We start from the raw sequence: 20969 nt of genomic DNA on the forward strand, positions 1-20969 counted from the left end.
GCGGGGATCTTCGGCTGGTGGACAGTGATGGCGCAGGCGCTGTCTTTGAGCTGCGCCTGCCCGCCTGAGGTCTATTCCAGCCCGTCGTCGGACACGATGAAGGTCGCGCCGTCCTTCTTGGCCGCTGCGGCCAGTTCGTCCTGCACCAGATGCCAGCGCCGCAACCGCTCATAGTTGATGACATGTTCCGGCGACGCGTCCAGCCAATGCCGGAAATCCTCGATCTGCAGCCGCGCATTGGGTGCATTCGGGTCCGGCAGGGCGGGCACATTCGGCAACTGGCGCGCGACATCGGCGGGGATCGGATAGTCGCCGGACGAAGTAGCTAGGATCATGGCGTCTGCTCAGGTGCGGATGGCGTCAGAGGGCGACCATGCCGTGAACCTGGGCCGTGCGCCACCTTTTCGTCAGACATGCGTTGTTGCAGTCGGAGCGGCTTATGGCCAAGGTCGGACCGCCCTGCCTCGCTCCCAGGAGAGCCAGATGAAGCTTCGCACTATCCACGCCGCGACCTTGGCCGCCGCCCTGATGGCGGGCGCGGCAATGGCCCAGACATCAACCCAAACGTCGGCCCAGACATCAGGACCGGCGCCCTATGTGTCTTCTGACACCTATCGCGACCAGCGCTCCCTGCCCACGCTGGACCCCAGCGATCCGAAATCACGCGACGCCTGGTTGCAGGCGCGAGGCGAGGCCTATCGCCGGGCGCCGGATTCGGCCCAGACTGAACAAGAGCTGCGCACCACCCAGGCCCTGAACGACGAAATCGCCGCCCAGAACACCCTGGCCGACAAGGCGGACGAAGCCGCCCGTCTCGAACATGACGCCGCCGTGGCCCGCTATCAGATCGAACTGCGCCAGACCCAGGAACGCGCCCGCGCCGAGGCCGAGGCCACTCGCGCCGCGCAGAACCAGTATGACCGCGACTACGCCGCCTGGCGCGACCAGGTTCAGCGGTGCCAGTCGGGCGACCGTTCGGCCTGCGCTACGCCTGCGCCTCGCCCGCGTTAGGCGCTCCAGTCAGGCGTACTGGGCCTTCATCTCCGCGATCAGGGCGTCATCGATTTCGCGCGCCCGGATGGCGGCGGGACGGCTGTTCAACCGCGCGGCATAGGCCTGGAATGACGGGCGTTCGGGCAGAGACTTGAACATCAGGCCCCAGGCGATCTGGCTGCCGACATAGACGTCAGCGGCAGTGAACTGCTCGCCCAGCAGCCACGGCCCGTCACCCAAGGCGGACTCCAGCCCGTCCACCATATGATCAAAAGTGCCGTAGCCGACGGCGCGCGCCTTCTCCTCGGGCGGCAGCAACCCCATCGAACGCGCCGTCACCGCCGCCTCGACCGGACCTGCGGCAAAGAACATCCAGCGATAATAGGGGCCACGCAGAGGATCGGTCGGCGCAGGCGCCAGGCCCGCTTCAGGAAAGGCGTCGGCCAGATAGACGCAGACGGCGGCGCATTCGGTCACCGTGACGCCGCGATGGGTGACGGTCGGCACCTTGCCCATGGGATTGAGCGCCAGATAGTCCGGCGCCTTCATCGTTGTGGCATAGTCCAGCACCACCGTGCGGTAGGACTGGCCCACCTCCTCCAGCATCCAGCGGGCGATACGTCCGCGCGACATGGGATTGGTGTAGAAGACGATCTCGTCGCTCATGGCGCGCTCTCCCTTTTACAGGAGAGCTTACGCTTGAATGGAGATTAAGGTCAGCCCGCGACCAGACTCATGTCGCGGCGGGCCATCATGCGGTCGAACTCGGTCCAGACGCCGTCGGCGCCGTGCCAGTCGCCTTGCGTCGCCGCCTTGGAATATTCGGTGGCGCGGGCCTCGAAGAAGTTGGCGTGTTCGACACCCGACAGCAGGGACTGCAGCCAGGGCAGCGGGTTTTCCTTCACCCCATAGACTTCAGGCAGCTTCAACTGACGCAGGCGCCAGTCGGCGATGAAGCGAATGTACTGTTTGATGTCTTCCGGCGTCATGCCCTGGACCGAACCCATCTCGAAGGCCAGGTCGATGAACTTGTCTTCCATGTTCACCACCGTCTTGCAGCAGTCGACGATGTCGTCCGCCACCGAGGGGGTCACCGCGCCCGTTTCCTGATTGAAGGCGTGGTACAGCTTGATGATGCCCTCGCAGTGCAGGCTCTCGTCACGCACCGACCAGGACACGATCTGCCCCATGCCCTTCATCTTGTTCTGGCGCGGGAAGTTCATCAGCATCGCGAACGACGCAAACAGCTGAACCCCTTCCGAGAAGCCGCCGAACATGGCCAAGGTGCGGCAGATGTCAGCGTCGGAATCGACCCCGAACTGGCCCATATAGTCGTGCTTGTCCCGCATGGCCTCATATTCCATGAAGGCGCCGAACTCGCTCTCGGGCATGCCGATGGTTTCGAGCAGCAGGGCGTAGGCCGCGATATGGATGGTCTCCATATTGCCGAAGGCGGCCAGCATCATCTTCACTTCGGTCGGTTTGAACACCCGACCGTAGCGTTCCATGTAGTTGTCCTGAACCTCGATGTCCGCCTGGGTGAAGAAGCGGAAAATCTGGGTCAGCAGATTGCGTTCGCCGTCGTTCAGGGTCGAGGCCCAGTCCTTGACGTCCTCGCCCAGCGGCACCTCTTCGGGCATCCAGTGGACCTGCTGCTGCTTCTTCCACATGTCGAACGCCCACGGATAGCGGAACGGCTTGTAGGCGGCGGACGGGGTCAGAAGACCGGCGCGTTCGGGAAGGATGATCGAGGATTGAGCGTTCATCGGACGAGGACCTGAAAGCATTACCGGAGAGGCCCGCACCATGCTTCGCGTCGCCCCCGGCGCCAAGCCGTAAATCACCTATGTTGCGATCACATTTTTCACGACCGCTATATGTAGTGGTTCTGCCTCAGGAAATTGGGGAGGGAGCTGGGGATGGATTTTCGCCCAAAAGCCAAGCTGGCCGAGCCCTCAGTCCAGATGCGCCCAGGACCAGTCGCCGCGCTTCTCCACCGTCGTCGGCATTCCGAACAGGTCTGACAGGACCGGCCCGGTCAGCAGCTCCGACTTCGGCCCATCGTTCAGAAGCTGTGCGTCGCGCAGCAGGACCAGATGGTCGATCTCGGGCAGTATCTCCTCGACGTGGTGGGTGACCAGCACCAGGGTCACGCCCGACCGGGCCACTTCGCGCAGAGCCTCAAGGAACAGACGGCGGGTCGCTGGGTCCAGACCGGCGCAGGGCTCGTCCAGCAACAGGGCGCGCGGGCGATGGACCAGGGCGCGGGCGATCAGAACGCGCCGCGCTTCGCCCGTCGACAGGGTCGCCATCTGACGGCCGATCAGATGGGTGACGCCCATCCGCTCCAGCGCCTCACGGCTGGCCTGACGCATCTCCTCGGTGACGGCATGGTTCCAGACCCCGCGCGCGGCGAAGAAGCCAGACACCACCGCGTCGAACACCTCCAGCGCCTCTTCGCCGGCATAATCGGTCTGGATGGCGGGGGAGACGACGCCCAGCAGGCTGCGCAGTTCGAACACATTCCACTGGGTCTGGCCGAAGATGCGCACGCTGCCCTGCCCGCCCGTCGGATACAGCTGGCGCGTGATCAGCTTGACCAGCGTCGACTTGCCCGCACCGTTGCGGCCCAGAATGGCGGTGTGACGCCCCTCGGGAATGGTCAGGCTGACATCGTCAAGCATGGGGCGGGCGTCACGCACGACACTGACATGATCAATCGACAACAGGGGCTCGGTCATGGCCTGAGCCCATATCCGCAAACTGTGCGGCGTTAAACCGCAAGGCTTCAAATCACGGACAGACAATCAACATTCGGCCCCAGCCGCTCCGCGCGTCATTCCGGGGCGCCCGAAGGGCGAACCCGGAACCCAGGAGGCATGCATCCGGCATCCAATGTGCTCAGCGGTGTGAACGTGGTCCTGGGTTCCGGGTTCTTCGCTCCGCTCAGCCCCGGAATGACGATTTGAGGTGATGCCGGTTGAACCTAAATCAGGCCCTGTTCGATGGCCGAACGGGTCAGTTCGTCACGGAACTGCGGCGCCGCCAGACCAATCAGGGCGCGGGCGCGCTGGTCACTGGACAGGCCTTTCAGGTTCACCCAGCCCTGTTCGGTGGCGACGATATGGGTGTCGTTACGCGGCGTGGTCACCGGTCCGTCCAGACGCGCGACGATGCGCGAGGCCGCACCCTTGGCCGCCGTCGAATGACAGGCGATGATCGACTTGCCTCCATCAGAGGCATGGGCGCCGCGCACAAAATCCAGCTGCCCGCCCGCCGCCGTGAACTGACGTCCGTTCAGGAACTCCGAACAGCAGGCCCCGGTCAGGTCGATCTGCAGCGTGGCGTTGACCGACACCATCTTCGCATTGCGCGCGATCACCGCCGGGTCGTTCACATAGGAAACCGGGTGCGCCTCCATCCCGCGATTGCCGTCCAGAAAATCATAGGTGTTGCGGTCGCCCATGGCGAAGGTGAAGACCCCGACGCCGGGGTGCAGGGTCTTGTGGCTGTGGTCCGCCACGCCCGCCTGCATCAGTTCCACCAGCCCCGGCGTCAGCATTTCGGTATGGACACCCAGATGCTTGTGACCGCGCAGGGCGTCGCAGACGGCGTTGGGCAGGGCGCCGATGCCCATCTGTAAGGTGGCGCCATCCTCGATCAGCCCGGCGATGATGCCGCCGATGATCAGATCGTTGGCTTGAGGCTCGGCCTTGGGAACCTCGACCAGAGGCGCCGCATGTTCCACCACCGCCGCGACCTTGGACACATGGATGGTGCAGTCGCCGAACACGCGCGGCATGTTCGGATTGACCTCGACGATCACGGTGCGCGCCGTCTGCGACACCGGCTTGGCGTAGTCGGTGTTGGTCCCGAACGAGAAGAAGCCGTCCTCATCCATCGGCGAGACGGTGCAGACCAGGGCGTCCATCCCGACCTCGTCGCACAACAGGCGCGGCGACTGCTGGAAGCCGGTCGGGATGAAGCGGACGGGATTGGGCCGCCCCTCTTCAAAGGCGCGCTGCTCCAGCTTCCGCTCAATGGCGCTGTGGAACAGGCTCCACGGACGGATGCGATCCATCAGTTCGTAACGTAACACCGTGTCCGCCGCGATCCGGCACGACAGAAGATAATACAGATTGACGTCCTCGACCTCGCCCCGCTCGGCCCGGTCGGCGATGGCCTTCAACACGGCGGGCGGCTGGGACACGCCCAACCCCATGGCCACCTTGGCGCCGGACCGGATCAGGGCGGCGGCTTCGTCGGCGGTCTTCAGCCGTTCGGCATAGAGGGCGGCGTGGGTCATGGCGTGTCTCTCCCGTCTGCGCCTTTGCGGCGTCTGATGGCCGACTATCCCGCGTCAGAGGACGTGACGGGGCCTAGACATTGGTCGCAGCCGTGACGGTCACCGTCCGCTCGTCCTGCAGCGCCGCGCCGTGGCCCCTCTGCACCCGCTCGACCGCATAGGCGATCAGCCACAGCACCATGGCCCAGGCGGCGCCGACCGCCCAACCGGCGAACACATCCGACGCCCAGTGCGCCCCCAGATAGATGCGGGTCGCCCCGACCAGCAGGGCCATCAGAATGCCCACGCCCATCACAAAGACCTTGAACCGGTGGCGCGGGAAGGCGCGTGTCAGCATGACGGCGACCGTCAGATAGAAGACGGTGGACAACAGGGCGTGGCCGGAGGGGAAGCTGGCGTTGATCGTCTCCACCGCCTGCATGACGGCGGGCGGGCGCTCACGCTCGAACACCTTCTTCAGGCCTTCGCTCAGGCCCACGCCGCCGATCAGCCCCAGCGGCAGCAACAGGGATGACAGCCACTTCTTCTGGATCAGCAGAAAGACAATGACGATCAGGGCGAACAGACCCAGCACCGATATGCCGCCCAGAGAGGTGATGTCGGCCGCCGCCTCCTTCAGCCACCACGGCCCCCAGGGACGGCCCGGATCATCAGCATAGGGCCGCATCAGCGACAGAATATGCTGATCAAACGCCTGACCGCCCGGCTCACGCACCTCGTCCGCGATCTGGATGAAGGCGATGACGCCGATGGCGGCGACCAGAAAAGCGCTCAACGCCGCCATTTCCGTGCGCGCCAATGTCAGTGCGCGTGTCAAAAAGGGACGTTGAGCGGGATTGGTCATCGGCATTCCAAACGGCTCCGTTTGCCGAGCGTTCCGATCACGCGTTCGTGATCACGCGACTTGAAAGCGTCACAAGAGGTTCGCTGGCTTGCTGCCGGGCTTTGTCCCCAGTCGGCGATCATTTGTCCAAGTGATTCGCGCTCAAAGCCGCCGTCAAGTCGTTGACGGCTTATTAGGCATGTGCGCCCTATATGTGGGCTCAGGGAGCGCGACGGCCACAAGATGATGTGGTTCTGGCGCAAGTGGCTCTAGGCTCTTTTTGTTCAGGACGCAGATGACCATGGCTGGCGGCGAGGCTTTGAAGACGACGGAATTCCAAGGTGTTGCGGGGACGCAGGCGCCGGAGAAGCCGCATCTGACCGTCGTGAAATCGGTCCAGGTGGACCGCTCACGCGACGCCCTGCTGACCGATTTCGGCAAGAAGACCCTGGAAGACCGCTATCTGCTGGCGGGCGAAAGCTATCAGGACATGTTTGCGCGGGTTTCGACCGCCTTCTCGGACGACGCCGAACACGCCCAGCGCCTGTATGACTATATGAGCCGCCTGTGGTTCATGCCTGCCACCCCCGTCTTGTCTAACGGCGGCGCCGATCGCGGCCTGCCCATCTCCTGCTTCCTGAACGCCGTCAGCGACAGTCTGGACGGCATCCAGAACGTCTGGAACGAGAACGTCTCACTGGCGTCCAACGGCGGCGGCATCGGCACCTACTGGGGCGGCGTCCGCTCCATCGGTGAAAAGGTCAAGGGCGCGGGCAAGACCTCGGGCATCATCCCCTTCATCCGCGTGATGGACTCACTGACCCTGGCGATTTCGCAAGGCTCGCTGCGCCGTGGTTCGGCCGCTGTGTACCTCGACATCCATCACCCGGAGATCGAGGAGTTCCTTGAGATCCGCAAACCTTCGGGCGACTTCAACCGCAAGTCCCTGAACCTGCACCACGGCATCAACGTCACCGACGAATTCATGGAGGCGGTTAAGGTTGGCGCCACCTTCGACCTGAAATCGCCCAAGGACGGCGAAGTCCTGAAGACCGTCGACGCCCGCTCGCTGTGGACCAAGCTGCTCGACATCCGCATGCAGACCGGCGAGCCCTATCTGATCTTCTCGGACACGGTGAACCGCCAGATGGCGCCGCACCAGCGTGACCTGGGCCTGAAGGTCAAACAGTCGAACCTGTGCGCCGAAATCATGCTGCACACCGGCAAGGACCACCTGGGCGTGGACCGCACCGCCGTCTGCTGCCTGTCGTCCGTCAACGCCGAGACCTTCCTGGAGTGGCGCGAGGAGCCCCGCTTCATCGAGGACCTGATGCGGTTCCTGGACAATGTGCTGGAGGACTTCATCCAGCGCGCGCCCGACGCCATGTCGGCTGCTGTCTATTCGGCCAAGCGCGAACGTTCGGTGGGTCTGGGCCTGATGGGCTTCCACTCCTTCCTGCAGGGTCAGGGCGTGGCCTTCGAAAGCGCCATGGCCAAGTCGTGGAACATGCGCCTGTTCAAGCACCTGCGTCGCGAGGCCGACAAGGCCAGCCGCACCCTGGCCGAAGAAAAGGGCCCCTGCCTGGACGCCCAGGATCGCGGCGTCATGGAGCGTTTCAGCCACAAGCTGGCCATCGCCCCGACCGCCTCCATCTCGATCATCTGCGGCGGCACCTCGGCGGGCATCGAGCCGATCCCGGCCAACATCTATACGCACAAGACCCTGTCCGGCTCGTTCGCGGTCAAGAACCCTTATCTGGAGCGCCTGCTCGACGAGAAGGGCATCAACACCGAGGCGGTCTGGAACTCGATCCTGGAGCACGAAGGTTCGGTCCAGCACATCGACGACCTGAACGAAGACGAGAAGGGCGTGTTCAAGACCGCCTTCGAACTAGACCAGCGCTGGGTGGTCGAACTGGCCGCCGACCGTGCGCCGGAAATCTGCCAGGCCCAGTCGCTGAACCTGTTCATCCCCGGTGACGTCAACAAGTGGGACCTGCACATGCTGCATTGGTCCGCCTGGGAACGCGGCGTGAAGTCGCTGTATTATCTGCGCTCCAAGTCGGTTCAACGCGCCGCCTTCGCGGGCGCCGAGGACAAGGCCGAGGAAGTGGTCGATCCGAACCAGCCGGACCTCTTCTCCATGCCCAAGACCGACTACGACGAGTGCCTGGCCTGCCAGTAAGGCCGACATTCAGACCAATCTCAGAAGGCCTCGCGAAAGCGGGGCCTTTTTGGTTTGCGGGAACCCTTGCCGTGCGGCGTCGTTCAAAAGTGACGAAACCGTGTCAAAACTCCGTTGGACTCCTGACGCATCTGGTGCAGGGTCAAGATCAGCGGACGGTAGGGAGACCGAATGCGTATCGCGGCCTGGATTGTCGGAATGGGGAGCGTGCTGGCGATGACCGGCGCCGCCGACGCCCGCACGCAGATCTGGGCGCCCAACAGCTTCAACGACGGCCCGGCCAAAGACGCCGACACGTCCACCACCGTGCGCCTGTCGGACCAGACCAGTTTCACCGTATCGCCCGACGCCCGTTTCGGCCCCGCTGTGGACTTCCCGACCGCCTTCCGCCCCGCCGAGGGTGATGGACTGGCCGTCACCACGCGCCGCGACGTCTGGATCGACCGCGACGCCGCCGCCGACCGCCTGACGATGGAGACCGCAGGCCGCCTGCGCCGCGCCGACGGCTCTCCCCTGCCCGTCACGCCGCGCGACGATGTCGAACTGGATCAGAGCGCCTATGATTTCCGCTATGTGCGCGGCTTCCGGGGGGCGACGGGCCATACCCCGTCCGGTCTTGAAGTCAGCCTGACCCCCCACGCCGGTTTCGGCGTCGGCAGCGACGGCGGCTCCGCCGAAGCCGGCGCCACCCTGAAGATCGGCGAGGGCCTGGATCGACTGGCCCCCAGCGGTCAGCAAAGGTTCGGCGAACGCGCCCGCTGGTTCATCTACGCCGCTGGGTCGGGCCGAGCGGTGGGCTATAATTTCGCCCGCACCCGTGACGGCGATTATGCCCGTTCAGGCGTGGCGCAGGACCGCGACCGCGGCTCCTTCCTGGGCGACGCCTCGGTCGGCGTGGCCTATCGGCGCGGAGACATCCAGACCTCGTTCGGGGTGGTCTATCGCGAGATCGACGCCGGCAAGGGCCTGCGCGGCATGAACGGGCTGGACACCGACGTCAGCGAAGGCCTGATCGCCTTCCAGCTGTCGATCAGACCCCGCCGCTAAGCCCGCCTTACTTCGTCAGCACCACGCCTTCGCGACGCGGATCGGCGCCCGCGTCCCAGGCGTCGTTGCGCCAGATCATGCCGTGCAGGCCAGAGGTTTCCGTCGCATTGGGGCGCAGGGGCATGCCCGCCTCGGCCAGCGCCGCCTGGATCTCGGGCGACATCTGCTCGGTGTCCGCCCCGACCATGGCGCCGCGCACCACCAGATTAGGCAGGGCGATGGCCTCCTGCATCGGCAGGTTCCAGTCGATGGCCCCGACCAGCGCCTTGGCCACATAGGCCAGAATGCTGGACCCGCCGGGTGAGCCGATGGCGCCGACCAGGTTCCCCTGACGATCCAGGATCAGCGTCGGCGTCATGGACGAACGCGGACGCTTGCCCGCCGCCACCGCATTGGCTGCCGGATGACCGTCTTCGCTGGGCGTGAACGAGAAGTCGGTCAGTTGATTGTTCAGGAAGAAGCCGTCGACCAGTCGCCCATTGCCGAACAGGCTCTCAACCGTCGTGGTCATGCTGACCGCATTGCCCCAGGCGTCCACGACGACGAAATGGGTGGTGCCGCCCGGCTCTGCCGTCGCGTCCACGCCAACCGGCGGCGCGCCCGTCGGATGTCCCGCCGGGACCGGCCCGTTCACCTCGGGAACCAGAGCCGCGCGACTGGCGACATAGTCCGGATCCAGCAGGCCCGCCAACGGCACGCCGACAAAGTCGTTGTCGCCGATGTAGCGGTCACGATCCGCATACATCAGGCGCTGCAGCCGCCCCAACGCCACCCAGGCCTCAGGGCTGTTCGCCCCCTTGTCGATGTCCGGCGTCTTCTCGGCCATGGCGAGAAGCTGCAGCACGGCCACGCCGCTGGACGGCGGCGGCGGCACGCAGATCACATAGCCCCGGTACGGACGGCACAGGGCGTCACGGCGCAGGGGCCGATAGGCGGCGATGTCCGCCTCGGTCAGACCGCCTGGACGCGGGCCAGCCGCCACAGCGGCGGCGATGTCGCGGCCGATCTCGCCGCCGTAAAACACCTCCGGCCCCTGCTCCGCCAGCAAGGACACCGTGCGGGCATAGGCCGGGTTCTTCAGCAGATCGCCCGTCTGGTAGCGCGTGCCATCCGGCTTGGTGAAATAGGCCGTCGCCGTCGGCGTCCTGGCCTGTGGCGTATTGCTGTTGATCATCCCGGCCAGACGCGCGCTGACCACAAAGCCGTCACGCGCCAGACGCTCGGAATCCCCGAACAGATCGCGCCACGCCAGCTTGCCGTGATCCTTCTGCGCCATGGCCAGCATGGCCACCGCCCCCGGCGCGCCGGTCGAACGTCCCGACAGAACGCCGTCGACAAAGCTCAACGGCTTGCCGTTCTCATAGAACAGCTCGGGCGTCGCCGACGACGGCGCCGTCTCGCGCCCGTCGTAAGAGGTGATCTCCCCCGTCGCGGCGTCATAGGCCATCAGGAAGGCGCCGCCCCCCAGACCCGACGACTGCGGCTCCACCAGACCCAGCACCGCCTGCACGGCCACCGCCGCATCCACCGCCGACCCGCCACGCCGCAGCACCGCCATACCCGCCTCAGCCGCCCGCGGATTGGCCGCCGCCACCAACGGCCCCCTCGCCTGAACCGGCTGAGGTGCAACGGCCTGCACATGGGCCGGACGTGTCTGCGCGACAGCAGCCACAGACCCTGCCTGCCAGGCGGCCAGCATCGCGGGAACCATAAGGGCGGCGGTGAAACGACGGTCGAGACGCATGAAAATCCTTACGGCTGCACGGCTTTCAACCGACCTAAGCCTTACGACCGCACACGCCAACCCGCCCGAACCAGATAAAATCTAAACTGCGACTTGCGCTTCCCAAACCAGACGCTAAAGACACCCCTTCGCTGCAAAGCGAATGCGCACCCGTAGCTCAGCTGGATAGAGCACCAGACTACGAATCTGGTGGTCAGGAGTTCGAATCTCTTCGAGTATGCCATTTTTCTTCAATGACTTAGCGTCGTTGAGCATGCATTAAACTGGCGTCAAACGCCTTGGCGTTTCAAAAGCGGCTAGTTGACTGCAATCCAGCCGCCGTCATCACCGCCAGCGCTCTGACCTGATCGCATAGGGCTGCGTTGTCCTGTGCCATGTCCTTAAAGCCTTTTACCGCGTTCGAGATCGTGGCGGCGAACAGGTGTTCGGGGATGTCCAATCGGCTGTCGGCCAGAGGTTGGCGGATGATGTCGGCGATTAGAGCCTCGAACGCCTCATGGCTTTCGCGGACAGGCAGGACTTTCAGGTCGAACAGGTCCTGAGCGTCGGGATAGTCGCGCACCAGTTCATAGGCGCCCAGAACCCAGGTTTCGCAGGCGAACACCAGCCTGTCCTGCAAGGTATCGCGCTCCGCCACGCCCAGACGGATTTCGGCGATCCGGTCGGCGACCATGGCGCGGATGACGGCGTGGAAAATGCTCTCCTTGTCGCGAAAGCTCAGATACAGGGTCGGCCGCGTCAGGCCCGCCGCCTGGGCGATGTCGCCCATCGTGGTGCGTCCATAGCCGTAGCGCAGGAACACGTCCCGCGCCGCCGAAACCACCATCGTCCGCCGGTCCGATACCGGTTCCGCCTCATTTGCCATCGGGCCGATCTGACATACCGCGAAAAAATGTCAAACCGCGTCATTGACAATCTGACAACAAATGTCATTTGCCGAACTCACTCTAGAGAGCTCGAAAATGGCAGACTCCAAAATCTGGTTCATCACCGGCGCCAGCCGTGGCTTTGGCCGCATCTGGACCGAAGCCGCCCTTGCCCGTGGCGACAGGGTCGCCGCCGCCGTCCGCACACCATCCGCGCTGGATGATCTGGCGCAGAAGCATGGCGACAGCCTGTTTGTCGTGAAGATCGATGTCACTGACCGTGACGGCGTCATTCAGGCCGTATCGGATGTCGTCAGCCATTTCGGCCGCATCGACGTGGTGCTTAACAATGCCGGTTTCGGCTGCATGGGCGCCGTCGAGGAAGTCAGCCCCGAAGACGCCCGCGCCACCTTCGAGACCAATGTCTTCGGTTCGCTGTGGGTCATTCAGGCGGTGCTGCCGCATCTGCGGGCGCAGGGCTTTGGCCATATCCTGCAACTATCCAGCGTGGCGGGCGTCGTCGCCCTGCCCACCGCTGGCGTCTATGAGGCCGCCAAGTTCGCCGTCGAAGGCCTGGTCGAGGCGCTGGCCGCCGAGGTCGCCCGCTTCGGCGTCAAGGCGACCCTGATCGAGCCGGGCGGTTACGCCACCGACTTCCTGGAAGGCGCCAATATCCGCAACGCCGAACCCATCGCCGCCTATGATCCGGCGCGCGAGGATCTGGCCCGCCAGATCACCGCCGACCAGCTGGGCGACCCCCGCGCCACGGTTCCGGCGATCCTGAAACTGGTCGATTCCGACACGCCGCCGCTGCGCCTGATCCTGGGCGACCTGCTGCCTCTGGTGAAGACGGTCTACGCCGACCGCATCCAGACCTGGGAGGCCTGGGACGATGTCGCGCGGGCGGCAAAGACCCTCTGACGCCGCGCCGCCCAACCGCACTCATCCTCTAAAAGGCCCGCTTCCATGCTCCAGTCCCCTGCCCGCTTTATCGACCAGACCATCATCGTCACCGGCGCAGGGGCAGGCATCGGGCGGGCCACCGCCCTGCGTCTGGCCAGCGAGGGCGCGCGCGTCATCGCCGCCGACCTGTCCGCCGCCAATCTGGCGTCTCTGGCCGATGAGGCCGTGGGCGAAGAGATCGTTCCGGTCGCCGGCGACCTGACCCAGTCCGACTTCATCGACACCATCGTGGCGGCAGGCGGCGGACGGATCGACGGGGTGGCCAACATCGCCGGAATCTCGGACGGCTGGCGTCCCCCGGCGGAGATCGACGACGCCACATGGCAGCGGGTGTTCGACCTGAACCTGACGGCGCCCATGCGTCTGTCGCGCGCGGTCCTGCCGCAGATGCTGGCCAGAGGACGCGGGACCTTCGTCTTCGTCTCATCGGAAGCCAGCTTCCGCGCCTCGCTGTCGGGCGCCGCCTACACCAGCTCCAAACACGGGCTGAACGGCTTCGCCAAGTCCATCGCCTTCTACTATGGAACCGAAGGCATTCGCTCCAATGTCGTGGCGCCGGGCGGTGTTCTGACTGGAATGGATACGGTCTTCCACTCCGACTATGCCAAGGCCAAGACCGCGCCGATCCTTCAGACCGCCCCGGCCTCGGTTGAGCCGGACGTCATTGTTCACTCGATCCTGTGGCTGCTGTCGGACGATTCGCCCAACATCAACGGCGTGATCCTGCCGTGCGACAGCGGCTGGACGACGATGTGAGATGAAGCCCGCGCCCTCTAGCGGTTCGAAACCAGCGAGGGCGCGTCTAGGCCTGCGTACATTCGCCGGGCCATCTGTTTGAACTCGGGGTCGTCGACGTGGGCGGCCAGAAGCAGGGTCTGGGCCAGTTCGGCGCAGACCACCGCCCCCATGCGCACATCCAAAGGCGCGTTCTGGTCGGATGCGGCGGCTCTTTGCGCCATCGCCTGACTGACGGCGCGCTTGACCTCCATCGGGGCATAGGCGGTGGCGAGAACCAGACGCGCCGCCTTCTGGTGGGCTGGCGACTGTTCGCCCGGTGTCCAGTCGGCGGCCTCGTCCAGAGCCGTCTCGACGCAGCGGATGAACAGCTGCGCCTTTCCAGCGAAATAGCGAACGATAAGAGCATGATCCACGCCCGCCCTGTCGGCGATGCGGCGCAGATTGGCTTCGTGATAGCCCAATTCGTCAAACAGGTCGGCCGCCGTCAGCAGGATGCGTTCAGGCGTCGACAGACAGTCGCACCCCCTGCTTTTTCCCGGCGGCCGTCCCGTTCTGGTCATGGCGGCGTCATCCTCCGTCGCCGCCGACATTAGGCCCGCCGCCCAACGCGCGATAGAGGGCGATGCTGGCCGAGGATTGTGCGGCCTGTGCGCCCAGCAGGGCCAGTTGACCGCCATACAGCTGACGCTGGGCGTCCAGCAGCTCCAGTCGGCTGGTCGCCCCCGCACGATAGCGGGCCTCGGCCAGGGTCACGCGCCGCGCCGCCGCCTCGACCGCCTGGCGTTGGGCCGTGATCTGACGGTCATAGGTTTCACGCGCGGCCAGACCATCGGACACCTCGGAGAAGGCGCGCTGGATGGCCCATTCATAGCCTGCGACGGCGGCGTTCTGACGGATGACCGACAGGTCCAGCTGAGCCTGCAGCCGCCCGCCCTGGAAGATCGGCACGCTGATCTGGGGCGTGAATGACCAGACCTCCGGCCCGTCGAACAGGCTGTCGAGGTCCAAGCTGGCATAGCCGTACTGGCCGGTCAGGGCGATGCTGGGCAGGAAGGCCCGGCGCGCCGCGCGGATGTCGGCGCGGGCGGCGAACAGCGACCGCTCCGCCTGACGGATGTCGGGGCGGCGGGTCAGCAGATCAGACGACAGGCCGACCGGCAGGCGCGTCAGCACTGGGCTGGCCTCAAACGTCGCCGTCCCCAGCAGATCGGGCGTCAGGGGGCGTCCGACCACCAGGACCAGCGCATTCTCGGCCACGGACGCATCACGGCGCGCGGCCTGAAGATCAGCCTCGGCCGTGCGGACCTGAGCCTCGGACGAGGCGACTTCTGAGCCATCAGCCTGACCGGCCTGATACAGTTGACGGGTCAGGCGTTCGGACGCCTGCCAGTCCCGCAGCGTCGCCTCGGTCAGGCGCACGCGCTCACGCGCCGCCAGGGTGGCGACATAGGCGTCGGCGACCGTGGCGCTGAGGGTGATGCGCGCGGCCTGCGCCCCCTCGCCCGCCGCCAGATAGGACTGGAAGGCGGCTTCGGACTGAGCGCGCAGCTTGCCGAACAGATCCAGCTCAAAGGTGCTGAGGCCCAGACCCGCCTGGGCCTGGCTCTGCACCCCGTCGCCCAGCCCCGACCGGGCGCGGGTGTAGGCGCCGGATGCGCCGATCTGAGGCCAGAAGCTGGAGCGCTGCATCCGCAACTGGGTCTGGGCTGCGTCCGCCTCCAGCAGGGCCAGCCGAAGCGGGCGGCTGTCGCTGAGAGCGATCTCGACCAGCTGCTGCAGGCGTGGATCAACAAAGACGCTGCGCCAGTCCAGATCGGCGGCGGTCTGGACATCGAACGCGCTTTCGACCGGGTACTGGTCAGCGACCACCCCGACCGCCGGATCGACGGTCGGAATGGTCTGGCAGGCGGCGAGAAGGGCCGCCGCCGCCGACAGGGTGAGGAAACGACGCATCGTCAGACCTTCCGCGAGAAGTTGGGCAGACGCAGGTTCAGCGCGGGGGCGCGGCGTTGCAGGAACTCGATCCCGCCGACCACGACCACGAAGAAGACCGGCACGAAGATGACGGCGAACAGGGTGCCCGTGATCATGCCGCCGAACACGCCGGTGCCGATCGCCTGCTGGGTCGCCGAGCTTGCGCCCGTGGCCAGCATCAGGGGCGTGACCCCCAGGGTGAAGGCCAGCGACGTCATGATGATCGGGCGCAGACGCAGACGCGCCGCCTCGATCGCCGCCTCGACCAGTCCCATCCCCTGTTCGCGCAGCATCTTGGCGAACTCGACGATCAGGATGGCGTTCTTCGACGACAGGCCGATGATGGTGATCATCCCCACCTTGAAGAAGACGTCGTTGGGCAGGCCGCGGATCATCACCGCCGCCACCGCGCCGATCAGGCCCAACGGCACCACCAGCATGACCGACAGCGGGATGCTCCAGCTTTCATACAGGGCCGCCAGCACCAGGAAGACGATCAGCATCGACAGGATCAGCAGCATCGTGGCCTGATCGCCCGTCTGCTGTTCCTGCAGCGAGGTGCTGGTCCAGGCGACGGCGAAACCGTCCGGCAGCTGTTTCACCAGCCGCTCCATCTCGGCCATGGCCTCGCCGCTGGACACGCCGGGGGCGGCGGCGCCCGAGATGCGGATCGACGGATAGCCGTTGTAGCGGACCTGCTGGACCGGAGCGTCCTGCCAGACGGGCTGCACGAAGTTGGACAGGGGGGCCATGCCGCCGGACGTGTTGCGCACATACAGGGCCATGACATCGCCGATCTGCATCCGGTGCGCGGCCTCGGCCTGGATGATCACCTGCTGCAGACGCCCGTGGTTGGGGAAGTCGTTGACATAGGTGGAGCCCATGGCGGCCGAGATGGTGCTGCGGATGGCGTCAAAGGACACGCCCTGCGCCGCCGCCTTCTCGCGGTCGATCTCCAGACGGATGCTGGAACCGGGCGGCAGGCTTTCGGGATAGACCCCGGCGACGACCTTGCTCTCTGCGGCCAGTTGCAACAGCTGGTTCTGCGCCGCCTGAAGCGCATCCTGCCCCTGATTTCTCAGGTCCTGCAGACGCATGGTGAAGCCCGCGCTGGTGCCCAGCTCCGGGATGGCCGGGGGGTTCAGCGACATGACCATGCCGTCCGAGACATTGGCCATGGCCCCGTTGGCGGCGGCGATCTCTTCCTGTGCAGAGGCGCCGTTGCGGTCCTTCCAGTCGACCATGTTGGTGAAGGCGATGCCGGTGTTGGGGCCGGAGCCGTTGAAGCCGAAGCCCTGGATGGCGATGACGCTGTCCACCCCGTCGCGGCTGCGCACGAAGGTCTCGAACTCGCGGATCACGCCGATGGTGCGCTCCGCCGTCGCCTCAGCCGGCAGGGTGAACATGGTGATGAAGGCGCCCTGATCCTCGTCCGGCAGGAAGGCCGAGGGCAGGCGCACAAAGGTGAAGCCCAGCGCCAGAACCATGACGACGAAGACCGCCATCATCCGACCGCCGCGACGGATGGCCGTGCCGACCCAGCCGTTGTAGCGGCCCGTCAGACGGTCCATGCCGCGGTTGAACCAGCCGAAGAAACCCTTCTTCTCATGGTGGCCGGGATCGACGGGCTTCAGCAGGGTGGCGCACAGGGCCGGCGTCAGCGACAGGGCCAGAAGCGCCGAGAACAGGATGGACACCGCCATCGAAACGCTGAACTGGCGATAGATCTCGCCGACCGAACCCGAGGCGAAGGCCATCGGAATAAAGACCGCCGACAGCACCAGCGTAATGCCGATGACGGCGCCGGTGATCTCCTTCATCGCCTTCTTGGTGGCCTCCTTGGGCGACAGACCCTCGGTCGCCATGATCCGCTCGACGTTCTCGACCACCACGATGGCGTCATCGACGATGATGCCGATGGCCAGAACCATGCCGAACATGGTCAGGACGTTGATCGAGAAGCCGGTAGCCATCATCACCGCCAGCGTCCCCATCAGGGCGATGGGCGCGACGATGGACGGGATCAGGGTGTAGCGGACGTTCTGCAGGAACAGGAACATCACCAGGAAGACCAGAACCATGGCCTCGATCAGGGTGTGGACCACCTTCTCGATCGAGATTTCGACGAAGGGCGCGGTGTCGAACGGCACCGACACCGCCATGCCGTCAGGCAGGGCCGGCTCCAGCTCCTTCAGCCGTTTGTGCAGGGCCTTGGCCGTGGCCACGGCGTTGCCGCCGGGGGCCAGCTGCACAGCAGCGACGGCGATGGGGCGACCGTTCTCGAACGCCGAGAAGTCATAGAACTGGGCGCCCAGCTCGACGCGGGCCACGTCGCCGATGGTCAGGCTGGAGCCGTCCAGGTTGGAGCGCAGCACGATGGCGGCGAACTGTTCCGGCGTCGTCAACTGACCGTCAGCCGTCATCGGCACGGTGACGCTCTGACCTTCGATCTGCGGCATCCCGCCCAGACGACCCGGCGCGATCTGGGCGTTCTGGGTCTGGATGGCGGCGGCGACGTCGTTGACCGTGATGTCGTAGCTGGCCAGCTTCTGCGGATCGATCCAGACGCGCATGGCCCGTTCGGACGAGAAATTCTGGACCCGGCCGACGCCTTCGACCCGCTTCAGCTCCTCGATCATGTTGCGCGACATGTAGTCGCCCAGCTCCTGGGCGTTGTAGCGCCCCCCGTCAGCGCTGACGGCGACCATCATCAGGAAGCCTGAGGATGCGGCTTCGACATAGAGGCCGCTCTGGCGCACCATCTGCGGCAGGCGCGGCTCGACCGCCTTCAGACGGTTCTGCACGTCGACCTGCGCCAGATCCGGGTCGGTGCCCGGCTTGAAGGTGGCGGTGATCTGGGCGATGCCCGAGGTGTCCGTCGCACTCTCGAAATAGAGCAGGTTCTTGACGCTGGACAGTTCGCGCTCGATCGGACCGACCACGCTGTCGGTCAGCGACTGGGTCGAGGCGCCAGGATAGTTGGCGTAGATGGTGACGGTGGGCGGCGCCACCGACGGAAACCGCTCAACGGCCAGATTGGGTATCGCCAACAGGCCGAGCAGGATGATGAAGATGGAGAGCACCCATGCGAACACGGGCCTCTCGATGAAAAACTGGGGCATGGTGCGGCTCGACCTCAGGCTGCGGCGGCTGGGGCGGGCGTCGCTGCGGCGCGCCAGGGCTTGGTCTTGACCGTTTCATCGGGTCGGGCGCGATCACGCCCCTCGACGACCACGCGCTCTCCCTCGCGCAGGCCGTCCTCGACGACATATTGATTGTCGACCACCTCGCCGATGCGGACTGTGCGCGCCTCAACCTTGCCGTCCGCCTTGACGACCAGAACCTGAGCACCGCCCTGGGTGCGGACCACCGCTTGTTGCGGCACCCGCGTCAGGGTCTGCTCCGGTCCGCGCGGCAGGCGGACGCGGACGAACATGCCAGGCAGCAGACGCCCGCCTGTATTGTCCACCAGCACCCGCGCGCGCAGGTCGCCGGTGCCGGGGTCGACCACCGCTTCCGAGAACAGAAGACGCCCCGTCAGACCCAGCGGCTTGCCGTCGCCGTCCAGCAGCTCGACCGTGCTGGAGCCCTGCCCCAAACCGCGCAGCGCCTCCAGGCGCGCCGCGGGCTGATTGACGTCGACATAGACCTGATCCAGCTGATGCACTGCGGCCAGAGGCTCGCCGCCCGCCGCGCTGACCAGAGCGCCTTCGGTGATCGAGGAGGCGCCGATCCGGCCGCTGATCGGGGCGGTGATGGTGGCGAACGACAGGTCCAGATTGCGGCGCGACAGGTTGGCCCGCGCGACGCCGACCTCAGCCGCCGCCTGGGCGAACGCGGCCTCGGCGTCGTCGAAGGTCTTGCGACTGACCGCATCGACATCGATCAGCCCCTTCAGGCGGTCACGCTGGACCTGGGCCTGGTTCAGGGTCGCCAGTGCGCGTTGCAGGGCGGCCTGCGCGCTTTCGACCTCGGCGCGGAACGGGGCGGGATTGATCTGATACAGCGCCTGGCCCGCACGCACCGTCGCGCCTTCAGTGAACAGACGACGCTGGATGATGCCGCTGACCTGCGGGCGGATTTCAGCGACGCGCACGGCGACGACCCGGCCTGGCAGGGTGTCGCTGAGCTGGACCAGACCCACGGTGACCGGGGCGACGCTGACTTCGGACGGCGGCGGAGGCGGAGCCTTGTCGGCGACGCTGCATGAGGCCAGCGCAAGTGCGGCGACCGCCGCCAGCAGCGTGGCGCGAGGGGTTCGATACATGAGCATCACCTGAGGAGAATTTCAGCGTGCGGGGAGGCACGGGAGCGGGCCGTCTCGCACCCAAACATCCGGTCTTGTTGGAGACTTCTTGGAGATTTCCTCCAGACGGCCTGCGCATGGTGGCGCACCCCTGTCCCCGGCTGTAGGACAGACGGCATGACCCCCTTGGCCCTGATCGCCGAGGACGAAGACCAGATCGCCGACGTCCTCGACCGGTATTTCATTCGCGAAGGCTTTCGCACCAGCCGCGCCAGCGACGGCGTGACCACTCTGGACCTGCACGCCGCCCTGAAGCCTGACGTCGTCCTGCTGGACGTCATGATGCCGCGCATCGACGGCTGGTCCGTGCTGGCTGAGCTGCGCCGACGCGGCGACACGCCGGTCATCATGATGACCGCGCTGGATCAGGATCTGGACAAGCTGCAGGCCCTGCGGATGGGGGCCGACGACTATGTGGTCAAACCCTTCAATCCGCTGGAGCTGGTCGCCCGCGCCCAGGCGGTGATCCGCCGACACGGCAAATGGGGCAATGACCGGGTGCTGCGCCACGGCACGCTGGAGATCGACCCGGAGGCCTATGAGGCGTCGATCGTGCGCGATGACAGCCGGGCGTCGCTGAAACTAACCCTGACCGAGTTCCGCCTGCTGGAGTTCATGGCCCGCCAGCCGATGCGCGTCTTCACCCGCGCCGATCTGGCCGACGCCTGTTTGAGCGGCGACGAGGTGCTGGACCGCACGGTCGACAGCCACATGAGCAACCTGCGCCAGAAGCTGAAGAAACAGGGCGCAGGCGAGTTGATCGCCAGCATCCGCAGCGTCGGCTTTCGGATGAACCGGCTGTGATCACCTGCCACAGCGGCCTGTCGCGCAAACTGGCCCTGCGCATGGCTCTGGTCGCGGTCGGCAGCGTGGTGCTGACGGTCGCCGGGTTTCTGGCCATTCAGCTGTTCATCCTGAAGCTGCCCATACTGCTGGACCTGCGCGACTACGTCGCCATCCTGTCCTTCTGTGCGCTGGGCGTGGTGATGGGCAGCGTGGCGGCCAGCCATCTGGCGCGCCAGAT

Annotated in this window: 19 protein-coding genes and 1 tRNA gene; 8 read left to right on the forward strand and 12 right to left on the reverse strand. The window is 65.8% G+C overall.

Features of this window, described 5'->3' with window-relative positions:
* Window positions 1–71: 71 nt before the first annotated feature.
* On the reverse strand, window positions 72–335 hold the full coding sequence (locus QZ281_RS00255; protein ID WP_292223240.1) for a hypothetical protein: 264 nt from the start codon (window positions 333–335) through the stop codon (window positions 72–74).
* A gap of 148 nt (window positions 336–483) precedes the next feature.
* Here QZ281_RS00255 and QZ281_RS00260 point away from each other — a divergent pair, with 148 nt between their 5' ends.
* Window positions 484–1011: a hypothetical protein gene (locus tag QZ281_RS00260; protein WP_292223243.1), complete on the forward strand. Its 528-nt coding sequence runs from the start codon at window positions 484–486 to the stop codon at window positions 1009–1011.
* A gap of 9 nt (window positions 1012–1020) precedes the next feature.
* Here QZ281_RS00260 and QZ281_RS00265 read toward each other — a convergent pair whose 3' ends face one another.
* The 5 genes from QZ281_RS00265 to QZ281_RS00285 form a co-directional block, all read right to left on the reverse strand.
* Entirely contained in the window at window positions 1021–1659 is a 639-nt protein-coding gene (locus QZ281_RS00265; protein WP_292223245.1) for a glutathione S-transferase family protein, read from the reverse strand.
* Between the two features lie 50 nt (window positions 1660–1709).
* A complete protein-coding gene (locus QZ281_RS00270; protein WP_292223248.1) occupies window positions 1710–2759 on the reverse strand; it encodes a ribonucleotide-diphosphate reductase subunit beta in 1050 nt (349 codons plus the stop codon).
* A 189-nt stretch (window positions 2760–2948) separates the two neighbouring features.
* Window positions 2949–3734, reverse strand: coding sequence for an ATP-binding cassette domain-containing protein (locus tag QZ281_RS00275; RefSeq protein WP_292223251.1), 786 nt, complete (start codon window positions 3732–3734; stop codon window positions 2949–2951).
* A gap of 245 nt (window positions 3735–3979) precedes the next feature.
* Window positions 3980–5299, reverse strand: coding sequence for an acetyl-CoA hydrolase/transferase C-terminal domain-containing protein (locus QZ281_RS00280; protein ID WP_292223254.1), 1320 nt, complete (start codon window positions 5297–5299; stop codon window positions 3980–3982).
* A gap of 73 nt (window positions 5300–5372) precedes the next feature.
* The gene (locus tag QZ281_RS00285) at window positions 5373–6143 is read right to left on the reverse strand and encodes a phosphatase PAP2 family protein (protein ID WP_292223256.1); all 771 of its coding nucleotides are present in this window, start codon (window positions 6141–6143) and stop codon (window positions 5373–5375) included.
* Between the two features lie 274 nt (window positions 6144–6417).
* On the opposite strand from QZ281_RS00285, the gene QZ281_RS00290 reads away from it, so the two are divergent.
* Both QZ281_RS00290 and QZ281_RS00295 read left to right on the forward strand, forming a co-directional pair.
* On the forward strand, window positions 6418–8307 hold the full coding sequence (locus QZ281_RS00290; protein WP_292223259.1) for a ribonucleoside-diphosphate reductase subunit alpha: 1890 nt from the start codon (window positions 6418–6420) through the stop codon (window positions 8305–8307).
* A gap of 171 nt (window positions 8308–8478) precedes the next feature.
* Window positions 8479–9354 carry a lipid A-modifier LpxR family protein gene (locus QZ281_RS00295; protein WP_292223262.1) on the forward strand — a complete coding sequence of 292 codons (876 nt, stop codon included), beginning with the start codon at window positions 8479–8481 and terminating at the stop codon, window positions 9352–9354.
* 7 nt (window positions 9355–9361) lie between these two features.
* Here QZ281_RS00295 and QZ281_RS00300 read toward each other — a convergent pair whose 3' ends face one another.
* Window positions 9362–11098: a gamma-glutamyltransferase family protein gene (locus QZ281_RS00300; protein WP_292223265.1), complete on the reverse strand. Its 1737-nt coding sequence runs from the start codon at window positions 11096–11098 to the stop codon at window positions 9362–9364.
* Window positions 11099–11244: 146 nt separating this feature from the next.
* Between QZ281_RS00300 and QZ281_RS00305 the strand changes: the two genes are divergently transcribed.
* Window positions 11245–11321 (forward strand) — tRNA-Arg (locus tag QZ281_RS00305).
* Window positions 11322–11384: 63 nt separating this feature from the next.
* Here the strand turns inward: QZ281_RS00305 and QZ281_RS00310 are convergent.
* A complete protein-coding gene (locus QZ281_RS00310; RefSeq protein ID WP_292223268.1) occupies window positions 11385–11963 on the reverse strand; it encodes a TetR/AcrR family transcriptional regulator in 579 nt (192 codons plus the stop codon).
* A 97-nt stretch (window positions 11964–12060) separates the two neighbouring features.
* On the opposite strand from QZ281_RS00310, the gene QZ281_RS00315 reads away from it, so the two are divergent.
* The gene (locus QZ281_RS00315; protein WP_292223271.1) at window positions 12061–12885 is read left to right on the forward strand and encodes an SDR family NAD(P)-dependent oxidoreductase; all 825 of its coding nucleotides are present in this window, start codon (window positions 12061–12063) and stop codon (window positions 12883–12885) included.
* A 45-nt stretch (window positions 12886–12930) separates the two neighbouring features.
* Window positions 12931–13683 (forward strand): SDR family oxidoreductase, encoded by a 753-nt coding sequence (locus tag QZ281_RS00320; protein WP_292223274.1) that lies wholly within the window; start codon window positions 12931–12933, stop codon window positions 13681–13683.
* A 17-nt stretch (window positions 13684–13700) separates the two neighbouring features.
* Here QZ281_RS00320 and QZ281_RS00325 read toward each other — a convergent pair whose 3' ends face one another.
* The 4 genes from QZ281_RS00325 to QZ281_RS00340 are packed head-to-tail and all read right to left on the reverse strand — an operon-like array spanning window position 13701 to window position 19906.
* Window positions 13701–14225 carry a TetR/AcrR family transcriptional regulator gene (locus tag QZ281_RS00325; protein WP_292223277.1) on the reverse strand — a complete coding sequence of 175 codons (525 nt, stop codon included), beginning with the start codon at window positions 14223–14225 and terminating at the stop codon, window positions 13701–13703.
* A gap of 7 nt (window positions 14226–14232) precedes the next feature.
* Window positions 14233–15618 carry an efflux transporter outer membrane subunit gene (locus QZ281_RS00330; protein ID WP_292223281.1) on the reverse strand — a complete coding sequence of 462 codons (1386 nt, stop codon included), beginning with the start codon at window positions 15616–15618 and terminating at the stop codon, window positions 14233–14235.
* Between the two features lie 2 nt (window positions 15619–15620).
* Window positions 15621–18761 carry a multidrug efflux RND transporter permease subunit gene (locus QZ281_RS00335; protein WP_292223284.1) on the reverse strand — a complete coding sequence of 1047 codons (3141 nt, stop codon included), beginning with the start codon at window positions 18759–18761 and terminating at the stop codon, window positions 15621–15623.
* Between the two features lie 14 nt (window positions 18762–18775).
* On the reverse strand, window positions 18776–19906 hold the full coding sequence (locus QZ281_RS00340) for an efflux RND transporter periplasmic adaptor subunit (protein WP_292223286.1): 1131 nt from the start codon (window positions 19904–19906) through the stop codon (window positions 18776–18778).
* Window positions 19907–20062: 156 nt separating this feature from the next.
* On the opposite strand from QZ281_RS00340, the gene QZ281_RS00345 reads away from it, so the two are divergent.
* Together QZ281_RS00345 and QZ281_RS00350 are read left to right on the forward strand one after the other, a co-directional pair.
* Window positions 20063–20749 carry a response regulator transcription factor gene (locus QZ281_RS00345; RefSeq protein ID WP_292223288.1) on the forward strand — a complete coding sequence of 229 codons (687 nt, stop codon included), beginning with the start codon at window positions 20063–20065 and terminating at the stop codon, window positions 20747–20749.
* A partial coding sequence (locus QZ281_RS00350; RefSeq protein ID WP_292223291.1) for a hypothetical protein occupies window positions 20746–20969 on the forward strand: 224 nt, incomplete at its 3' end. The genes QZ281_RS00345 and QZ281_RS00350, both read left to right, overlap by 4 nt.

The organism is Brevundimonas sp., from assembly GCF_018608325.1.
GTDB lineage: Bacteria > Pseudomonadota > Alphaproteobacteria > Caulobacterales > Caulobacteraceae > Brevundimonas.

Bases quoted from the DNA above. Each gene is read 5' to 3' on its own strand.
- QZ281_RS00300 (WP_292223265.1), bottom strand. From the start codon at position 11,098: ATGCGTCTCGACCGTCGTTTCACCGCCGCCCTTATGGTTCCCGCGATG.
- QZ281_RS00260 (WP_292223243.1), top strand. From the start codon at position 484: ATGAAGCTTCGCACTATCCACGCCGCGACCTTGGCCGCCGCCCTGATG.
- QZ281_RS00270 (WP_292223248.1), bottom strand. From the start codon at position 2,759: ATGAACGCTCAATCCTCGATCATCCTTCCCGAACGCGCCGGTCTTCTG.
- QZ281_RS00310 (WP_292223268.1), bottom strand. From the start codon at position 11,963: ATGGCAAATGAGGCGGAACCGGTATCGGACCGGCGGACGATGGTGGTT.
- QZ281_RS00255 (WP_292223240.1), bottom strand. From the start codon at position 335: ATGATCCTAGCTACTTCGTCCGGCGACTATCCGATCCCCGCCGATGTC.
- QZ281_RS00320 (WP_292223274.1), top strand. From the start codon at position 12,931: ATGCTCCAGTCCCCTGCCCGCTTTATCGACCAGACCATCATCGTCACC.
- QZ281_RS00280 (WP_292223254.1), bottom strand. From the start codon at position 5,299: ATGACCCACGCCGCCCTCTATGCCGAACGGCTGAAGACCGCCGACGAA.
- QZ281_RS00315 (WP_292223271.1), top strand. From the start codon at position 12,061: ATGGCAGACTCCAAAATCTGGTTCATCACCGGCGCCAGCCGTGGCTTT.
- QZ281_RS00335 (WP_292223284.1), bottom strand. From the start codon at position 18,761: ATGCCCCAGTTTTTCATCGAGAGGCCCGTGTTCGCATGGGTGCTCTCC.
- QZ281_RS00325 (WP_292223277.1), bottom strand. From the start codon at position 14,225: ATGACCAGAACGGGACGGCCGCCGGGAAAAAGCAGGGGGTGCGACTGT.
- QZ281_RS00265 (WP_292223245.1), bottom strand. From the start codon at position 1,659: ATGAGCGACGAGATCGTCTTCTACACCAATCCCATGTCGCGCGGACGT.
- QZ281_RS00330 (WP_292223281.1), bottom strand. From the start codon at position 15,618: ATGCGTCGTTTCCTCACCCTGTCGGCGGCGGCGGCCCTTCTCGCCGCC.
- QZ281_RS00295 (WP_292223262.1), top strand. From the start codon at position 8,479: ATGCGTATCGCGGCCTGGATTGTCGGAATGGGGAGCGTGCTGGCGATG.
- QZ281_RS00290 (WP_292223259.1), top strand. From the start codon at position 6,418: ATGACCATGGCTGGCGGCGAGGCTTTGAAGACGACGGAATTCCAAGGT.
- QZ281_RS00345 (WP_292223288.1), top strand. From the start codon at position 20,063: ATGACCCCCTTGGCCCTGATCGCCGAGGACGAAGACCAGATCGCCGAC.
- QZ281_RS00340 (WP_292223286.1), bottom strand. From the start codon at position 19,906: ATGTATCGAACCCCTCGCGCCACGCTGCTGGCGGCGGTCGCCGCACTT.
- QZ281_RS00275 (WP_292223251.1), bottom strand. From the start codon at position 3,734: ATGACCGAGCCCCTGTTGTCGATTGATCATGTCAGTGTCGTGCGTGAC.
- QZ281_RS00285 (WP_292223256.1), bottom strand. From the start codon at position 6,143: ATGACCAATCCCGCTCAACGTCCCTTTTTGACACGCGCACTGACATTG.